The sequence below is a fragment of the Anabaena sp. CCY 9402-a genome (assembly GCF_963920945.1).
GTDB lineage: Bacteria > Cyanobacteriota > Cyanobacteriia > Cyanobacteriales > Nostocaceae > Trichormus > Trichormus minutissimus.
Genome location: NZ_CAWUDL010000001.1, coordinates 16,614 through 34,045, shown reverse-complemented (window position 1 = coordinate 34,045; position 17,432 = coordinate 16,614). Strand labels below are relative to the sequence as shown.

Below are 17,432 nucleotides of genomic sequence, written 5' to 3'. Positions count from 1 at the left end.
CAGAGGCTTAAGCCCAGCTAACACAAATCACAATCGGCTAAATGCCGCGCTACCGCTAACAGCACTCACTAATGGGTAAGGTAATAGTAAATATACTACCTTCTTCTAAACGGCTACGGACTGTAACACTACCACCCATACCTTCAACAAGGGTTTTCACAATTGATAATCCTAAACCACAACCGCCTATAGAGCTAGTACGGGCTTCATCTACACGGTAAAATCGTTCAAAAATCCGTAATTGGTGTTGTAAAGGTATCCCATAACCTTGATCACAAACTTGTATAATTACTGCTTGTTCTTGCTGATGCAATTTCAAAGTTATTGGCGTATCAGAATCGGAATATTTAACAGCATTGTCAACTAAATTTAGTAATACTTGCTTGAGGCGATTGTAGTCTGCTTTCACTACAATGGGATTGATGGTATATTCGATTGTAATTTGGCGATCGCTATATTTTTCCGCCATGCCTGCAACTTCTATAATTAAGTCATTCAATGCGCATTCTTCCAGACAAAGCTGCAAGTAACCACTATCGGCTCTAGCTAAATCTAGTAAATCTTGCAAAAGCCGAATTGTTCTTTCGGCTTCTGATGCAGCAGTTTCTAAGGCTTCTCGCTGCATATCGGTGAGATTAGTCTGTCGGCGTAAAACACTTTGCAAGTAACCGTGTACTATTGTCAGTGGTGTACGTAATTCATGGGAAACATTACTAACAAATTGACGCTCTTGTTCCCAAGACTGGGAGAGGCGAGCTAACATCATATTGAAGGTTTGTGCTAATTCTTTGACTTCGCTAGGTGCTTTATCTAGATACAATTTGGCTTGTCCTAAATCTGCGATGGAAATTACAGAGGTCATTTGGCTGAGTTGCATTAGTGGTTGCAGAGAACGCTTGATGTAAAATGCGATCGCCACAGACATCACGATAATTGTTAATACACTACCAACTCCCAAACTCTGCACCATTCCCAAAAATATCGTCTGTTCACGAGTGACATCCTGGATCACAAATAATTTACCTAGGACTTTTCCCCGTACTGGTATTGCACCACCACATAACACAAAGTAGCGTTGACCGACTTTATCTATTCGTGGTTTTATCGTCATTTCACCGAGAGACATTAACTCAGTTGCTGTTGGATTCGACAACTGATTCCAATTATTAGATTTTGCTAAAATCTGATTTTCAGGACTTTTAACCCACAAAAATGTATTTGTCGCTGTCAAGTTATCAATTGCTTTTTGTAATGCTATCTTTGATGGCATCATTTCACTATAAATCTGCACATCTCGGGGAAGCCTTTGGGCAATTGCTTCAATATTTCGTTTGTGGTTATTAATTAACACTTGCCGCATTTTCCAGCTTGTCCAGAGAGCCAGATTTGCTAAACCCAAAGCGGAAACTATAGCAATACCAACTGTCAAACGTAAACGTAATGAAAAAGGATCTATTTTTTGATAAATTTTTCGTATTTGTGTCACTTTGGAGTTTCAATATTTGGGGTTGGACAAGTTCTTTGGGAATAATTACACTGATAAACGTGCGATTCTTGCCAGCTTAGGGGGATTTCTAATAAATCTCGTGAACCTGTAAAACCTTGACCGATAAATAGTAATAGGGCAATGCAATTTATAAAAGTATGAATTATCCGCCAGCGATTAGACCGATCTTGATAAATATCTTGCACAATTGCTATCGAAAAAATCATCAGTAGGGCTGCGGTAATCCCTATATAGTAGTGCGACCAATACCATTCATTTGTGCGGCGAAATACGCCATCTTGACAGCCAAGAATGACTAAACCTGCACCAGTCAATGTGGCAAATACACCGCGCCATAATCTCTGTTTTACTTGAAAAAGTAAAACTAAACAAACTATAGTCAAAACAAACATTAGCAGAATAAATATAACTTGGAATAAATTTTGATTCCAAAGTTGATTTTTAATGATATTTTTACCAATTGGATAGGCTAAACCTATTAAAGATAAACCTACAACGGCACTAGTTAGCCATTCACCTATGCGCTTATGTTCTCCTCCCACTATCGGAGGAATTTTACTTTTACCGCCGTCTACAATTTGGAGACGGCGTTGGCGTGTCTGCCAAGCAAAATGGCTGACAATGCCGATGAGAGGGAAGACAAAAATAACTGCGATCGCAGGATGTACAATCGCCAAAAAGTCTACTAATTCCATATAAAATATTGATATTAATTTTTAGGTTTATCAAACTAAAGTAAAAAGAGAATTTTTACTAATCTACTGACTCTCTCTTTTTACTTTTGACTTCATAAGACCTCTTGCAAAAGTCCGAAAATGAGATTTGTCATTCCGAATGAAATGTAGAATCTTTGAGATGTTTAGCTTTGCTCAACATGACAGCTTAAGGTTTATGCAAGAGGTCTATAAAGTGGCATAGCCAAAAGTAGCATTGAATTTCCGGCACCAGATAGCTACAGATTTATAATTTGCTAACTTGATATTATTAGGTAAAGCATAGCGTTGATTGCCACTGGTTTTTTGTAAAGGGGCAAGAGTTACATAATCTTTTTCTTTAATGCCAGATACTGGTGGTGTATCGGAAGTATGAAGAATTACAAATAAGTCAGGGCCTTTATCTGTTTTAAAATTCTGATCAAACTCTAAATATTGTTTACCTTGTTCCGTCACTACGGTTAATTTACCCTGAGTTGGGTGTTCCCCAGCTTGAAAATTGCCAGCCTTAGCACTTGGACGAGTTGCAGTAGTGGAAGTTTGAGTATCTACCTGATTAGAACTTACTTCTCTTGTACAGCCCATAGCTACAGTCGTAATAATTGCCAAAATTACTAATTTTTTCCATTTCATAGCTCAAATCTCCTGACATTGCTATCTAAAGACAATTTAAAGCTTTCTGCTACCTACAAAATTAAATTAAGCTGAGAATTTGTTAAAAATTAACTTTATTAAGAAGTTTCCGGTAAATTATTTAGGTAAGCGTAAGTTACGTTTTTTATATTCATTTAAGTATTACTGCTAGGATACTTCGGGTTTATCGATCTATAATCAATCAAGCCAAATCCTAGCTAAAAGCATCTCATTATCGTAGTTGACGAGGCATTTCTGCCTAATTTTATGGAGTATCCTATGCTGCGATCGCTCAGAAAAACACTTATGTTAGCAATGATATTAGTGTTCTCTTTCATACTATTTCCTGACGCTGCTTTAGCTTTTGTACCCTTTGAAGGTCAATTCACCGCTACAGATGCTTGCGAAGCCCTAGTCTCAATTAAAAAAGGAACTAACCCTGGCAACGTGAAATTAAAGCAGGGAGAGACTTATCAAGTAGTTGGGAAAAATAAAGATATCCCCTCTCACTACCTTTTAGAAGTTGCTGGGGCTAACCCTCCTCAGCGTTGGGTTGCTACTAGTTGTCAGAATGTGGCTAGTTCACCTGCTTCACCAACTCCTGACACAACTGTGAGCGACCCTCCTATAATTCCAATTCCTATTGGCAAAGACTACTTACTAGCTATCAGTTGGCAACCTGCATTTTGTGAGGGCAAACCAGACAAAAAGGAATGTAAAATCCTAGCTCAAGACCCAAATCGCCCTGAAGCTACTAATTTCGCTTTGCATGGTCTCTGGCCTCAACCCAAATCTAATATTTACTGCGGTGTCAGTCAGAGTGATAGGGCTTTTGATGATGGAAATAAGAGAGACTGGTCAAAGCTACCGGCTATAGAGGAAGATTTATCTCCGGAGACTTGGCAAAAACTACAGGTAGTTATGCCTGGAACTTTATCAAACTTGCATCGACACGAATGGATTAAGCATGGTACTTGCTACCAAGGTACACCGGAAGAATATTACACCGAGTCAATTGTCCTTCTGGAAGCCTTTAATAAATCTCCAGTGCAAAAATTAGTTGCTAGTAAGATTGGTCGCCAACTTGCTATCAAGGAGATTGATAAAGCTCTATCTTCTTTCGGCTCTGCAACTGGGGAGAAGATAGAAGTAAAATGCAATAATCTATTGTTGAATGAATTTTGGGTTAACCTTGCAGGCGATATTACCCTAGAAACTCCAGTTACTAACTTGCTTGCCAATAGCCCAAATGCCAAGGTTGAAAAGTTTAAATCTTGCTTAATTGATGATGCCCGCGATTAATTGTATTGTGCTTTTGTGAACCAGTAGAGATGTTGCAGTGCAATGTCTCTACAAGAGTGATTATAAATATATTTAGTCTGCCTGATTGCGATCGCCTATAAAAATTCTTACTTGAATAAAATTGCTATATCTTCCCAAATTCTGGAATCTTGGCTTCAGCTTGTGAAGTAAATGTATTATGTAAACACTACACAAATTCAGGTCACGGCTATGTAATCCCTTGGCTCAATCAAATTCGGATTCATCGCGAATGGTAGCAACTGTTAAAAATGCCTGCTCATTCGTGTGATTCCGCTACGTAATGATTTTGATTGCTCTTACCAAGGTGTAAAAGTCATGGAACAAATCTATAAATATCCGCGTACCCCTCACATTCAGGGTTCGCGATCGCAGCCTGGGGATGAAGACCTCGATAGTATCCCCTTTGCAACTATCAAGGAACAGTATGTAGTAGTTGAAGAAAAAGTTGATGGTGCAAACGCGGCTATCAGTTTTACTGTGGATGGACAACTCCGACTGCAAAGCCGGGGACACTATTTAACAGGTGGTGCGAGAGAAAAGCATTTCAATCTGTTTAAGCAGTGGGCGCATACCTACGCAGGCGCATTTTGGGAAGTTTTGGGTAGTCGTTTTATTCTCTTTGGTGAATGGCTATATGCCAAGCACACAGTGTTTTACGATGCTTTACCCCACTACTTTTTAGAGTACGATGTGCTGGATTTAGACAACGAAGTATTTCTTAGCACCAAATATCGCCAGCAGCTACTAGCAGGACTACCACTGGTTTCTGTACCGGTTTTATTTACTGGCAAACTGCAATCTTACAAACAACTCTTGGGGTTATTGAGTGAGTCTCATTATCAAACCTCTGGATATTTAGAAAATTTTTGTCAAGTTTGTCAAGAACAGGGATTAGATGTAGAACGTTCCCTGAAGCAAACTGACCAAAGTGCTTTGATGGAAGGTTTATACATCAAAGTCGAACCAGGGGATACGGTGACAGGACGTTATAAATATGTGCGTTCCAGCTTTTTAACTACTATTCAACAGTCTGATGGTCATTGGCTGAACCGCCTGATTATCCCTAATCGGCTGCGTTCTAGTGTCGAGTTATTTTGACTTGTTTGTTTTAAGGACTAAAGTCCTCAAAACTATCAGGACTAAAGTCCTTACTACGAACAAATATTACTATTAATTGAGGATGGCAATATGAGTTGGACTTTTCCTCATTGCCCAGATGCAAACAACTGGACAATAGATTGGCGCACATTAGAAACAGAATTTGATTGGTTGCGATCGCTTGCTGATTGTCCCCAAGACCCACGTTACCATGCAGAGGGTAATGTCCTCATCCATACGAAATTAGTATGTGAGGCATTAGTAGCATTACCAAAATGGCGAGCCTTACCAGTTACAGAACGCTCAGTTTTATTTGTGGCGGCGTTGCTGCATGATGTCGCTAAACCAGCCTCTACCCTTATCGAAACTGATGGTGCTATCTCCTCTAAAGGTCACGTCCTCCAAGGTGCAAAGATGGCGCAGCAAATTCTCTGGGATTTGCAAGTCCCATTCCGCGAACGGGAGGCGGTTGTGGCTTTGGTGAAATACGGTAGCTTACCTCTGTGGTTTTGGGACAAACCTAACCCCGAAAAAGCGGTGATCAAAACTAGTCAGATTATCCGTTGCGATATGCTGAGTTTGCTAGCCGAAGCCGATGTCTGGGGGCGATATTGCGACGATCAACCCCAGTTATTAGAACGGATTGCATTTTTCCGGGAATATGCTCAAGAAAATCACTGCTTTCACCAGCCTCGCACCTTTCGCTCAAATCACAGTCGGTTTATTTATTTTCAAAAAGAAAATGGCAACGCAGACTATGCAGCCTATGATGATACACGGTTTGAAGTAGTGATGATGTCAGGATTACCGGGTGCAGGGAAAGACACCTGGATTCAGAAAAATATACCTGACTGGGCAGTAATTTCTCTAGATGAACTCAGAAACATCATGAGGATTGCACCTGATGAAGACCAAGGAGCAGTGGTGAATGCAGCCAAAGCCCTAGCTAAAGACTATATGCGAACTGGAAAATCTTTTGTGTGGAACGCCACCAACATCAGTCGCCAATTGAGAGGTTCACTTATACGTCAGTTTGCCAATTATCAAGCCAAGATTCGCATTGTTTACTTAGAAGCACCTTGGGAGGAACTACTCAAAAGAAATCGCGATCGCTCTGCCAAGTTACCAGAAAAGGTACTCTATAAAATGAAGAATCGTTTAGAAGTACCAGATATTACCGAAGCACAGGCAGTAAATTGGATAGTACGATAATTGCGAATCGCCGTTCGCGAAGTGTTCCGCAGGAAAGGTGGGGCATAGCCCATCATGGTAATGGGTAATCAAACAATTACCCATTACCAAAATTACAACTATTTCCGCACTACTACCACAGTCCCATTAGCAGCCCAATCGTAAAGCTTGCGGGCTTGTTTAACTGGTAAATTCACACAACCACGACTAACGGGAGTGCCAAAGCGGTTATGCCAATAAGCTCCGTGAATAGCATAGCCTTTGTGAAAATACATAGCATAAGGGACATCTGGAATATCGTAGCCACGGCCTCGCATCCTGTTAATACGATATTTGGAATTAATCGTAAATTTGCCTGTAGGTGTAGGAGTGGAACGTTTTCCTGTAGACACACGAAAGGAATACACCAGTTTATTCCCTTCCCAAGCAAATAAACGTTGTGCCGATAAGTCAATCACAATCCGCCGAGATTGAGATATCTGTTGAATATCCGATGTACTAATACTGCTGTCATTAACTGATGCAGCTACGGTCTTGGGTGGATTGGTATCAGCTGCCGTTGGCGGCAACCAAGACAGCAAAGCCGCCATTATTATTACTGCACCAGGAGAGAATTTTCCTAAGCAATGTCTTCCGGTACTGCGAATCCAGTTTTGCATATTGCTAAAGTCATCAATTCCTAAACTTCGGATCACTGAAAATACAAGATTCAAAACATGAAACTTGATGTTTGGGGACTGTAGAGTGTTTTGAATTGCAATCTAGCTAAAGTCAGGATTTACGCAGATTTGTTGAGGCAGACAGATTAATTCTTCGTTCTATAGTTTATTTCAATTTCAGTTATGCCAATCCCGGAAAATAATAGCGATTATCTTGTTTTAGAGATATTTATGATTTTTTAAAGATAGGCTATAGCAATCAGCAATCATCTATTATTAATAATCGTACATTCGATTTTTTAATAAATTGAACACATGAATATATCAAATTTTAGTAATTTAATTATCAACTAATATTTCCTGTGTAAATTCGACTCAATATTAATGTAGAAGCCGTGCAGCATTCTACACAACGAACTTATTAGAAACTGTGGAGACGCGATTTATTGCGTCTCTACTTTGACTACGATTGAATATAATATCAGTCCATCTTTTGCAACTGCGCTACTCTAGGGTCAATAATCTTTTGTCCCAAACTTGCGAATTTAACTGCTACAGATACCTTATTCCCTTCACCAAAAATGTGAGTTATTTCACCAAGACCAAAACTTTTGTGTAAAACTCGCTCACCTACTCGCCAATCCTGATTAGCAGCTTGCTTCCCATTGGTTGCAGAAGTTTTGGTGTAAGTTTGCCGCTTTTGTCCGGGATTTGCTAATAATTCTGGGGGTAATTCGTCGAGAAATTGCGATCGCATGGCGGGTTCTCGTGAACCATACAAGCGGCGTTCACGGGCGAAGGATAAGTGTAGTCTCTCTTGGGCGCGGGTAATCCCCACGTAACACAGACGGCGTTCTTCTTCTAAGGCGGCTGGGTCGTTCATGGAACGGTAATTGGGGAATAGTCCCTGTTCTAATCCCACCAAGAAGACAACGGGAAACTCTAAGCCTTTAGAAGCGTGTAAGGTCATTAAGGAAACGGCTGTTTGTCCTTCTTTTAAGTTATCTAAATCAGAACTGAGGGCGGTACTTTGCAAGAAGGCTGTTAAAGAAACATCTTCATTTTCTTCTTGAAATTGCAGTACAGCGTTGTAAAGTTCTTGGACGTTTTGGATTCTATCTTCGGCTTCGTCTGTTCCTTGATTTTGTAAGTCTTGCACGTAACCAGAATCTTCTAAAATTCCCATTACCATCTCCGAAACGGGAACTGTTGCTATTTCTCCTTGCCAACGGTTAATCATCTTAGCAAAGTTGTTAACAGATTTGGCAGAACGTCCAGCTAAAGTATTGACTGAAGTCTCATCACTCAATATTTCCCATAATGTTGTGTTTAATTGCTGGGAAGCATTGATTAAATTATCCATAGTGGCTTTACCAATACCACGCCGGGGTGTATTAATAACTCTTAACAAACTAACTGTATCTGCTGGGTTAGCGATCGCTCTTAAATAAGCTAAGACATCTTTAATTTCTTTGCGGTCATAAAATTTCATCCCGCCGACAACTGTATAAGGAATTTGATTCCTGACTAACTGTTCTTCAAAGGGGCGAGATTGGGCGTTGGTACGATAAAGAATGGCAAAACTGCCCCAATCCAATTCAGGATGTTGATGTTCTAAGCTGCGAATTTGTCTAATCACAAAATCTGCTTCAGCTAGTTCATCATCTGCTTTGTGGCAATAAATTTGCTCACCTGCACCCCTCGTAGGCTTGAGGACTTTATCAATGCGTTGGGTGTTATTTTCAATTAGTTCATTGGCAGCTTGCAGAATGTTTTCACAAGAGCGATAGTTTTCTTCTAACTTCACCATTGTGCGTGTATCTTCATCAGCTAAAGCATCACCAAAGTTATTCTGAAACTCTAACAAAATGGTGAAATCTGCCATTCTAAAACTATAAATAGATTGGTCAGCATCACCTACAACAAAAACTGAGCGATTCTGCCAATTCCATTCAGTCTTTTGCTCTTCGCCATTAGTTGCTAACAGGCGAATTAGATCATATTGAGTGCGGTTGGTATCTTGATATTCATCTACAAGAACATGGCAAAACTTGCGATGCCAATAGCCTAAAACCTGTTCATTTTGCTGAAATAATCTAGTAGGAATCAGAATTAAATCATCAAAGTCTAGGGCATTATTTTGAGAAAGTCTATCTTGATAAAGATTATAGACATTAGCTATAACTCGCCCGCGATAATTCGGTTGTTCTTGCTCTAATTCTTGTGGAGACAACCCTTGATTTTTAGCGTTACTAATGGCGTAACGTACAGAACGGGGGTCAAATTTTTTATCGTCTAAATTTAATTGCTTGGTGACAATTTCTTTAATTAAACTCATGACATCAGATTCATCAAAGATAGAGAAATTTTTATCCCATTTTCTACCTTTTTCATCTTGATATTTTTCAATATCAAAGCGGAGAAGTCGCGAAAATAGACTGTGGAAAGTACCACACCACAAGTCTTTGATAGTAGTTTTATAAACGCGCGATCGCAGTTTAGTTTGTTCGTATTCTGGCAGTAAATCCAACTTTTGTCCATGTTCTGCCATTGCCAACTGTTCAGCAAATAGCCTCTGAATCCGTTCTTTCATCTCCCGTGCGGCTTTGTTAGTGAAAGTCACCGCCAGGATATTTTCAGGCGCGACACGGTGTTTGAGAATCAAGTTCGCAATTCGGTAAGTTAAGGCGCGTGTTTTACCAGAACCCGCGCCAGCCACAACGAGCAAAGGGCCGCAGTAATGTTCCACGGCTTGACGTTGGCTGGGGTTAAGATGGCTGAGAAAGTCGATGCTTGTAGTCATGGTGTGAGGAGTGCTGATAACTTAGTCAATGGTCAACCCCTGCGGGGAATTCAAAATTCAAAATTGTACTCCTCTGGAGTAGGCTTACGCCTGCGTAGCAAAGCAAGCTACGCGCCAGCGTCATTAGTTACTATACCTTGTACCCTTGTCTAACTTGTCTCCCAATGCCCTATTCCCAGTTTACTCCTGCACCGTCAATGGTAAGTGAACAATAAAAGTAGAACCAATTCCCATCTGACTCTGCACCAAAATTTCACCGCCCATCAGCTGACAAAAGTGGCGACTGATAGCTAAACCCAGTCCTGTACCGCCATACTTTTTTGTAGTAGAGGTATCACCTTGGATAAAGGGTTGAAATAATTGTTGCTGTTGTGTGGGAGACATCCCAATACCTGTATCGCTAATATTAAAAGTAATCATGCCCAGGGGAGCTTCTGGTGAGCTGTCTTGTCTGTCATTCTTAACTGTTAGCGTTATCTTGCCGTTAGTGGTAAATTTAGCAGCGTTACTTAATAGGTTTAACAATACCTGCCTCATTCTGGTTTGATCAGCGTACATTAAGCCTAAGTGTTCATCACAATAGACTGCTAACACATTGCCATTTTTTTCTATCGCTGGTTTGACTGTGAGGACAACGTCATTAATTAGCGTAGCAATCTCAAAGGTCTCTGGGTAAAGAGACATTTTCTCGGCTTCAATTTTGGATAAGTCAAGGATGTCGTTAATCAGTTCTAGTAGATGTCTACCAGCAGAGTTGATAGTTTCTAAGTCAGTGATGAAGTCTCCCGATACATTGAGATCCGTTGCATCATCTTGTAGCAGTTGGCTCAAGCCAATCACTGCATTTAGGGGTGTGCGTAATTCGTGACTAACATTAGCTAAAAATCTACTTTTGGCTTTGCTGGCGGCTTCGGCTTGTTCTTTGGCTTGTTCTAGTTCTTTTGTGCGTTCTGATACCCGTTCAATTAGATGATTTAAAGATTTTGCTAATAAACCAATTTCGTCTTCGGTGGTGACGGGTGCGCGTAAATCAAAATTGTGTTTCCGTGCTACTTGTTCAGCGACTTGGGTGACAATGATCACTGGTTCTGCGATCGCTCGACTGGTACGCCATGCTATGATGGCGGCGATCGCTACTGACACCAGCATACTCACCATTACAATTAATCTCTCTACTCCCTTGGCTTGTTCTACCTCATTTTGTCTCCTATGTTCTTGCTCTTCCGCAGTACGGAGGATATTAGTTAATTTTTCTGATAACTGGTCTAGTTGCATGGCTGTTTGACCACGCGTAATTTGTAACAGCTTGTCTCTAGTGACACTCACCTGCTGTTGATTACTTTCCTTCAAAACCGCTTCTATTTTGTCAACATACGATTTTAAGTAAAAAGCGTAATCTTGTAATAGAGCCTGTAAGTTAGTGGTTGTCGCCGCTAATGTTTCAGGTTTTTTATCAATAAATTTGTCGATTTTTTGCTCTAAAGTCTTAGCTTTCTCTAGATTTTTCAAAAAATCTTGTTTTTTTGCTGGTAGCCGTTGGGGATCTTCTAAAAACGCTGCCATTTTAAAACTATGCAGTTGTGCGCCTATAACTGCATCTTTATACTCACTCAGTAGTTGTCGTTGCTCCTGGGCTTGATTAAATTGCCTGATTTCTCTCCCACGGTAGTAGTTGGCGATGACCAAACCCGTGAGTGAGCCGAAAAAACCAATACCAATCGCCACAAAATATCCATAACCAATTTTCTGATGTATGCGCCAGGAACTGGCTTTGAGTTTCCCTCGTGAGGGAAATTCTATAGTCGGGAGTTCATCGTTGGATGTCTCTTCTACTGGCACTTTTTCGCTTTCTAAACTGCTGTACACAGGGATTGGCTGTTGAGTTTGCATCCCTCAAATCTCCTTATCCCTACCGCAAAAATCACCAAATCAGTCTTACTTATACAACCACTGCCAATATTGATCAATACTTTAGATTATTTTCTCTTATAACAAATGCAATAAATCACCTTCTAGATAATTCGCATTACTTCATGACATTGAAGTGGTTTTGATACGAATTTTTACACGAACATTTGCTGGTATCAGCGATATCGTGCTTAATGAATCGGTAGTTGACAAATCTAACATTTTCCTAGAAGTGCCTTTGATTCTCCTCTATTTTTGCAGATCAGATTTTGTCTGAAAGTATGGGGATACTCTAATCTAACGCATTTCCATGATCTCCCGACTGATGTTTGCTAGTTCTCTAAAGCACTTTTGTTAAACTCAACCAACATCTTCAAGCACTATAGTCGCAGATGTTTAAAAGTACAAAAGGGCTAATTCACTTTACTAGAACTTTCCAGCAATTCAGCACAGGAATCCTGACAAAAACGCAAACAGGGAACTTTTTCACTCAACTAGTTCTACTCTAGAATCAAGACTAGCTTGACTAACTAACAAGAGAGAAACTTTTTTAGATATAAAATCTGGTTATCACATAGCAAATATTATCACCTCTTGACTCTATTTTTCCAAAAATTACTAGGTTTCTATTTCTATAAGAAAACCCACTGCCCAGAAAGTTCCTGAGCAGAGGGCTTATAACTAAATCATTTTTTCAGTAGTATTGGGATCTACTTTAAAGCCTGCGCGATCGCAGCTGATATGGCATGACTAGCGGCTTGCTTCAAAAATTCTGCCTTATCGGTACGTTCCCAAGGCAAGTCTAAGTCATTCCGCCCAAAGTGACCGTAAGCCGCGATGTCCTGATAAAAACGTCCGCCTCGTTCACTTGGTAAGTTACATAAGTTGAAGGTATGAATGATGCCAGCCGGACGTAGTTCAAAGTTCTGTTTAACTAGTTCCAGCAAGGTTTCATCATCGACAGTGCCAGTACCAAAGGTATCTAGAAAAATGCTCACGGGTCGCGCTACACCAATGGCATAACTCAACTGCACTTCACACTTTTCTGCCAACCCAGCAGCGACGATGTTTTTCGCCACATAGCGAGCTGCATAGGCGGCTGAACGGTCTACCTTCGTGGGGTCTTTGCCTGAAAAAGCACCACCACCATGCCGTGAATAACCACCGTAGGTATCCACAATAATTTTCCGTCCCGTCAAACCAGAATCACCTTGAGGGCCACCAATGACAAATTTTCCGGTGGGGTTAACCAGAAAACGTGTTTCTTGGCTGGGTTTAATTTCCATGTCACCAAACACAGGTTCAACTACCGCAGTCCATAGGTCTTGTTTAATTTTCGCTTGGACTGCTGCCTCATCAGTTATGTTACCGATGGTGGCTGTGTGCTGTGTAGAAATCAGAATGGTATCAATACCAACCGGGCGACCGTCTTCATAGGTGACGGTAACTTGGGTTTTACCATCAGGACGGAGATAGGGCAAATCCCCAGTTTTACGCACTGCGGATAGTCGGCGAGCAATCCGATGAGCTAAACTCACAGGTAAGGGCATCAGTTCTGGGGTTTCGTTGCAAGCAAAACCAAACATGATTCCTTGATCACCAGCACCAATAGTGTCAAATAGTTCTTCACTATCTTGCTGACGAGTTTCTTGAGCAGTGTTCACACCCTGGGCAATATCAGGAGATTGTTCATCTAAAGCGACAATCACGCTGGTACTGTTGGCAGAAAAGCCGTTATCAGCATCAATGTAGCCGATTTCCGCTATTTTCTTCCGGGCGATATTCACATAATTGACGTTGGCTTTGGTGGTTATTTCACCAGTGATTAGCACTAAGCCAGTGTTGACAACTACCTCAGCCGCAACTCGGCTAGAGGGGTCTTGTGCGAGTAAGGTATCTAAAATCGTGTCAGAAATCTGATCGCAGATTTTATCAGGATGCCCTTCGGTAACTGACTCGGAGGTAAATAAGTAGCGTCGAGACAATAGAGTATTCCCCCTGTAAAAGTATTTTCACTGACTAAACATCAGATACATATTTAGTGCAGTTACTAATTACTGAAATCATAACAATATTGACACATTCAGTAGTTAGTTTCCTTGAACTAGTCATGAAGAACGTAAAAGTAAAAATAGCAAATAATTAACAATGTGGATTTTCTGGTGTTGGCGCAGCCTCTCTCTGCGACACCCTACGCTTTCCCTCTGGGAACGTGCTGACCGGAGCTATATTGTACTGAATATAGATTTTTGTGCCTTAGATGACATTTTCTCTGAAAAAATCACAGTAAATTATTTTTATACAGTATTTTGCAGAAGTCTATAAAAAAAGGGAGTACGCGGAATGTACTCCCTAAAGTTTTGACACAAACACTGCTGTTTTAAACTTGAACTGCTAGCTTGGCTTCTTTTGCTGTTAAACGCTCGTAAGTAGCACGCATTTTCAACCCTGTTAATACTTGGAATAAGCCAGTACCGTTGTTAGAACCTGGATACTCACGGTGTTGTAATAACAAGTGAGTCATTTCACCTGCGTATTTGGTGGATGTGTTACTTAGGTGGCTCTCGATGTAAATAACTTCTTCTAGATTGTCAAATTGTCCGTCTACTTCCAGAACTGAGACATAACGACCATAGTAAACATCAGAACCATAGTAAAGTTGCATACCTGGGTAAGAACAGGTTAGTTTACGTCCGCAAGGAGTCCACTGGATAGTTGAGCCTTCATCAAAGAGGTAACATGGCTCAAAGCCTTCCTTCCCTTCCCGTTGTAGCATCCGTACCCGTAGCACTTTACGCTCGGTATCGTTTTTAATTAGGTTGGTGGGCAATACTTGCAGAACCACATCCGCAAATTCTCTTTGTGGTTCGATATATTTTTGGAAATCGGGTTTACGGGAGTTGATGGCGGCTAAGACATCTTCATAGCGATGGCCTCTTTCTGCCATATCACGCTGGATTTTCCAGGCAATTTTCACTTCGTCGCTGATGTCGAAGTAAACGCTAAAATCAAGCAGCGATCGCACCCGTTCATCATATAGAGGATGTAGACCCTCAACCACTACAATATGATTTGGCTTGACAATTTCGGGTGGATCGATCAGGCCGGTTTCGTGGTTGTAAATCGGCTTATTAATTTCTTGACCTTCTTTGAGAGCCTTGATTTGCTCATACATCAGGTCAAAGTTGTTAGCCCTGGGGTCAAGTGCCGTGATGCCAGTATCTTTACGTTGTTTGCGATCCAAACAATGATAGTCATCTAAACAGATAACTGTCATAAACTCTTCACCAAACAAATCTATCAAACGACGCAAAAACGTAGATTTTCCGCATCCGGAGTCTCCGGCTACTCCGATTAGTACCACGCGTTCCGGCTTACTTGTCATAAATCTCCTCTATGTACTAAATGTGTCAATCAATAATTTTTTCTCACAGCAGATGTGAAGCCAGGAGTTTACCCGTTTGGTTTGTCCTGCGTTCTTGCTACTCAGCGACATATAAGATTCATCAAACCGATTGTCAACCAAATTAGTAGTTGTTACTCGTCTGAATATCTTGCTTTGAAAACTGGCTAAGTATTTAATCCTAGTGGTATAGTTGATTTTAACAGAATGATGTAACCCATACAAGATTTACTGTCAAGAGAATCTAGTGCAGGAAGTAAAAAGGTAAAAGACAAAAGGCAAAATAAAGAATCTTGATTATATAAGCTTTTCGTCTATTCCAGATGGTGACTTCGTTTACGCTCTGTTGTACTAGTAACTCCCTAGAAATATTTTCCAGAATCTGCTTTTACTACTCACAGCACGAAAAAAAAGATTAAATTGACTCATTATTAACATTATCCAAGAGACTTATCCTTTAACTTAGAAGGTGAACAGGTGTGTTTATTCCTAAGCCTCCACGTCCTTGGTGAGTGTATTAATGCAAGGCATTATTTGATAGTGCCACTTTCTCATAACGTTAGTTTTAGGAACACGAAATCCGATAAACTAAAGCTAGTTTGTGATGGGAAAAGTTTTTTTTGATAAACGGTTAAGTAAATATCGGAGTGGTAGAAAGAATGTACAACCAAGGTGCTTTTGAAGGTGCTGCCAACGCAGAATCAGGTAGCCGTGTCTTCGTTTACGAAGTGGTGGGTCTGCGACAGAACGAAGAAACTGATAAAACTAACTACCAAATTCGTAAAAGTGGCAGTGTGTTCATCAGAGTACCTTACAACCGCATGAATCAAGAAATGCAGCGTATCACTCGCCTAGGAGGGAAGATTGTTAGCATTCATCCTGCAAATGGTCTACAACAACTTAATGGGAAAGTGGCCGATCAGGTGAATCCTAGCACTCAGGGAAATGGTCATGCCACACCTGTAACAGCCAATAGTGAAGCGAAAGGCTTTGCTCAAAAACCAGCTGAAGAACAGCAGAAGAATAAGGATAACAAAGGCAAAACCATGACTCAAGCGAAAGCCAAAAAAGCCCACGCTGATGTTCCTGTAAACACCTACCGCCCCAATGCGCCATTTGTTGGTAAGTGTATCTCTAATGAAACATTAGTCAAAGAAGGCGGAATTGGGATTGTTCAGCACTTAAAATTTGACATTTCCGGTGGTAATTTGAAATACATCGAAGGTCAAAGTATTGGGATTATCCCCCCTGGTGTAGACAAAAACGGTAAGCCAGAAAAGCTCAGACTGTACTCCATTGCATCCACTCGTCATGGTGATGATGTAGATGATAAGACAGTCTCCCTATGCGTCCGTCAGCTGGAGTACAAGCACCCAGAAAGCGGTGAAACAATTTACGGTGTTTGCTCTACATACCTAACTCAGTTGCAGCCTGGAGATGATGTCAAAATCACAGGGCCAGTGGGTAAGGAAATGTTGTTACCTGATGATCCAGAAGCCAACGTTATCATGATGGCGACTGGTACAGGTATTGCTCCCATGCGTGCTTACCTGTGGCGGCAATTTAAGGATGCAGAAAGAGCTGCTAACCCAGAATATCAATTTAAAGGATTCTCTTGGTTGATTTTTGGTGTTCCCACAACTCCTAATATTCTATATAAAGAAGAATTGGAAGAAATGCAGCAGAAGTATCCCGAAAACTTCCGCTTAACTTGCGCTATCAGCCGGGAACAACAAAATCCCCAAGGCGGTAGAATGTACATCCAAGACCGCGTGGCAGAAAATGCTGATGAACTGTGGAAGTTGATCAAAAACGAAAAAACCCACACTTACATCTGCGGTTTGCGCGGTATGGAAGATGGTATTGATGCTGCTTTAACTGCTGCTGCTGCTAAGGAAGGCGTAACCTGGAGTGACTATCAGAAAGACCTCAAGAGAGCAGGCCGTTGGCACGTTGAAACATACTAAAAACAGAGTTCTGAGTAATGAGTAATGAGTTCTGAGTAATGAGTTTGTAGGGTGGGCAATGTCCACCCTACATTTTTTTGTATAAATAAATAGCTGAGATAAGAGTGGTAAGTTCTGAGCCAAATCAGCACCGGCTAAACGCCGCGCTACCGCTAACAGCACTCAACACTCAGCACTCAGCACTCAGCACTAGATATAGTTGAGACAAGAGTGGTAAGTTCTGAGCC

12 protein-coding genes are annotated in these 17,432 nt (G+C 40.9%); 4 read left to right on the top strand and 8 right to left on the bottom strand.

The genetic code is table 11. The annotated features are described in order from the left end of the window. Window positions 1-55 precede the first annotated feature (55 nt). From ACM0OR_RS00130 to ACM0OR_RS00120, 3 genes are all read right to left on the bottom strand, one after another. Window positions 56-1,486: a sensor histidine kinase gene (locus ACM0OR_RS00130; protein ID WP_414574531.1), complete on the bottom strand. Its 1,431-nt coding sequence runs from the start codon at window positions 1,484-1,486 to the stop codon at window positions 56-58. Continuing rightward, entirely contained in the window at window positions 1,483-2,202 is a 720-nt protein-coding gene (locus tag ACM0OR_RS00125) for a DUF4079 domain-containing protein (protein ID WP_414574530.1), read from the bottom strand. Before ACM0OR_RS00125 ends, ACM0OR_RS00130 begins: the two co-directional genes overlap by 4 nt. Window positions 2,203-2,409: 207 nt before the next feature. Then, window positions 2,410-2,853, bottom strand: coding sequence for a DM13 domain-containing protein (locus ACM0OR_RS00120; RefSeq protein ID WP_414574529.1), 444 nt, complete (start codon window positions 2,851-2,853; stop codon window positions 2,410-2,412). Between the two features lie 267 nt (window positions 2,854-3,120). Here ACM0OR_RS00120 and ACM0OR_RS00115 point away from each other — a divergent pair, with 267 nt between their 5' ends. The 3 genes from ACM0OR_RS00115 to ACM0OR_RS00105 all read left to right on the top strand — a co-directional run bounded on the left by ACM0OR_RS00115 (window position 3,121) and on the right by ACM0OR_RS00105 (window position 6,486). Further along, window positions 3,121-4,155 carry a ribonuclease T2 family protein gene (locus ACM0OR_RS00115; protein WP_414574528.1) on the top strand — a complete coding sequence of 345 codons (1,035 nt, stop codon included), beginning with the start codon at window positions 3,121-3,123 and terminating at the stop codon, window positions 4,153-4,155. Window positions 4,156-4,491: 336 nt separating this feature from the next. Beyond that, window positions 4,492-5,274: an RNA ligase family protein gene (locus ACM0OR_RS00110; protein ID WP_323265020.1), complete on the top strand. Its 783-nt coding sequence runs from the start codon at window positions 4,492-4,494 to the stop codon at window positions 5,272-5,274. A 90-nt stretch (window positions 5,275-5,364) separates the two neighbouring features. Next, window positions 5,365-6,486: an AAA family ATPase gene (locus ACM0OR_RS00105; protein ID WP_414574527.1), complete on the top strand. Its 1,122-nt coding sequence runs from the start codon at window positions 5,365-5,367 to the stop codon at window positions 6,484-6,486. Window positions 6,487-6,584: 98 nt separating this feature from the next. Here the strand turns inward: ACM0OR_RS00105 and ACM0OR_RS00100 are convergent, their stop codons facing one another. The 5 genes from ACM0OR_RS00100 to ACM0OR_RS00080 form a co-directional block, all read right to left on the bottom strand. Continuing rightward, on the bottom strand, window positions 6,585-7,124 hold the full coding sequence (locus tag ACM0OR_RS00100) for a L,D-transpeptidase (protein ID WP_190704400.1): 540 nt from the start codon (window positions 7,122-7,124) through the stop codon (window positions 6,585-6,587). A 481-nt stretch (window positions 7,125-7,605) separates the two neighbouring features. Beyond that, complete coding sequence (gene pcrA / locus ACM0OR_RS00095) at window positions 7,606-9,927, bottom strand: DNA helicase PcrA (protein ID WP_414574526.1); 2,322 nt, start codon at window positions 9,925-9,927, stop codon at window positions 7,606-7,608. 180 nt (window positions 9,928-10,107) lie between these two features. Continuing rightward, window positions 10,108-11,817 carry an ATP-binding protein gene (locus ACM0OR_RS00090; RefSeq protein ID WP_414574525.1) on the bottom strand — a complete coding sequence of 570 codons (1,710 nt, stop codon included), beginning with the start codon at window positions 11,815-11,817 and terminating at the stop codon, window positions 10,108-10,110. Window positions 11,818-12,545: 728 nt separating this feature from the next. Next, window positions 12,546-13,820 (bottom strand): methionine adenosyltransferase, encoded by a 1,275-nt coding sequence (gene metK, locus ACM0OR_RS00085; protein WP_414574524.1) that lies wholly within the window; start codon window positions 13,818-13,820, stop codon window positions 12,546-12,548. 395 nt (window positions 13,821-14,215) lie between these two features. Next, window positions 14,216-15,220 (bottom strand): phosphoribulokinase, encoded by a 1,005-nt coding sequence (locus ACM0OR_RS00080; RefSeq protein WP_414574523.1) that lies wholly within the window; start codon window positions 15,218-15,220, stop codon window positions 14,216-14,218. A gap of 677 nt (window positions 15,221-15,897) precedes the next feature. On the opposite strand from ACM0OR_RS00080, the gene petH reads away from it, so the two are divergent. Further along, window positions 15,898-17,205 carry a ferredoxin--NADP reductase gene (gene petH, locus ACM0OR_RS00075; RefSeq protein ID WP_414574522.1) on the top strand — a complete coding sequence of 436 codons (1,308 nt, stop codon included), beginning with the start codon at window positions 15,898-15,900 and terminating at the stop codon, window positions 17,203-17,205. Window positions 17,206-17,432: the final 227 nt, after the last annotated feature.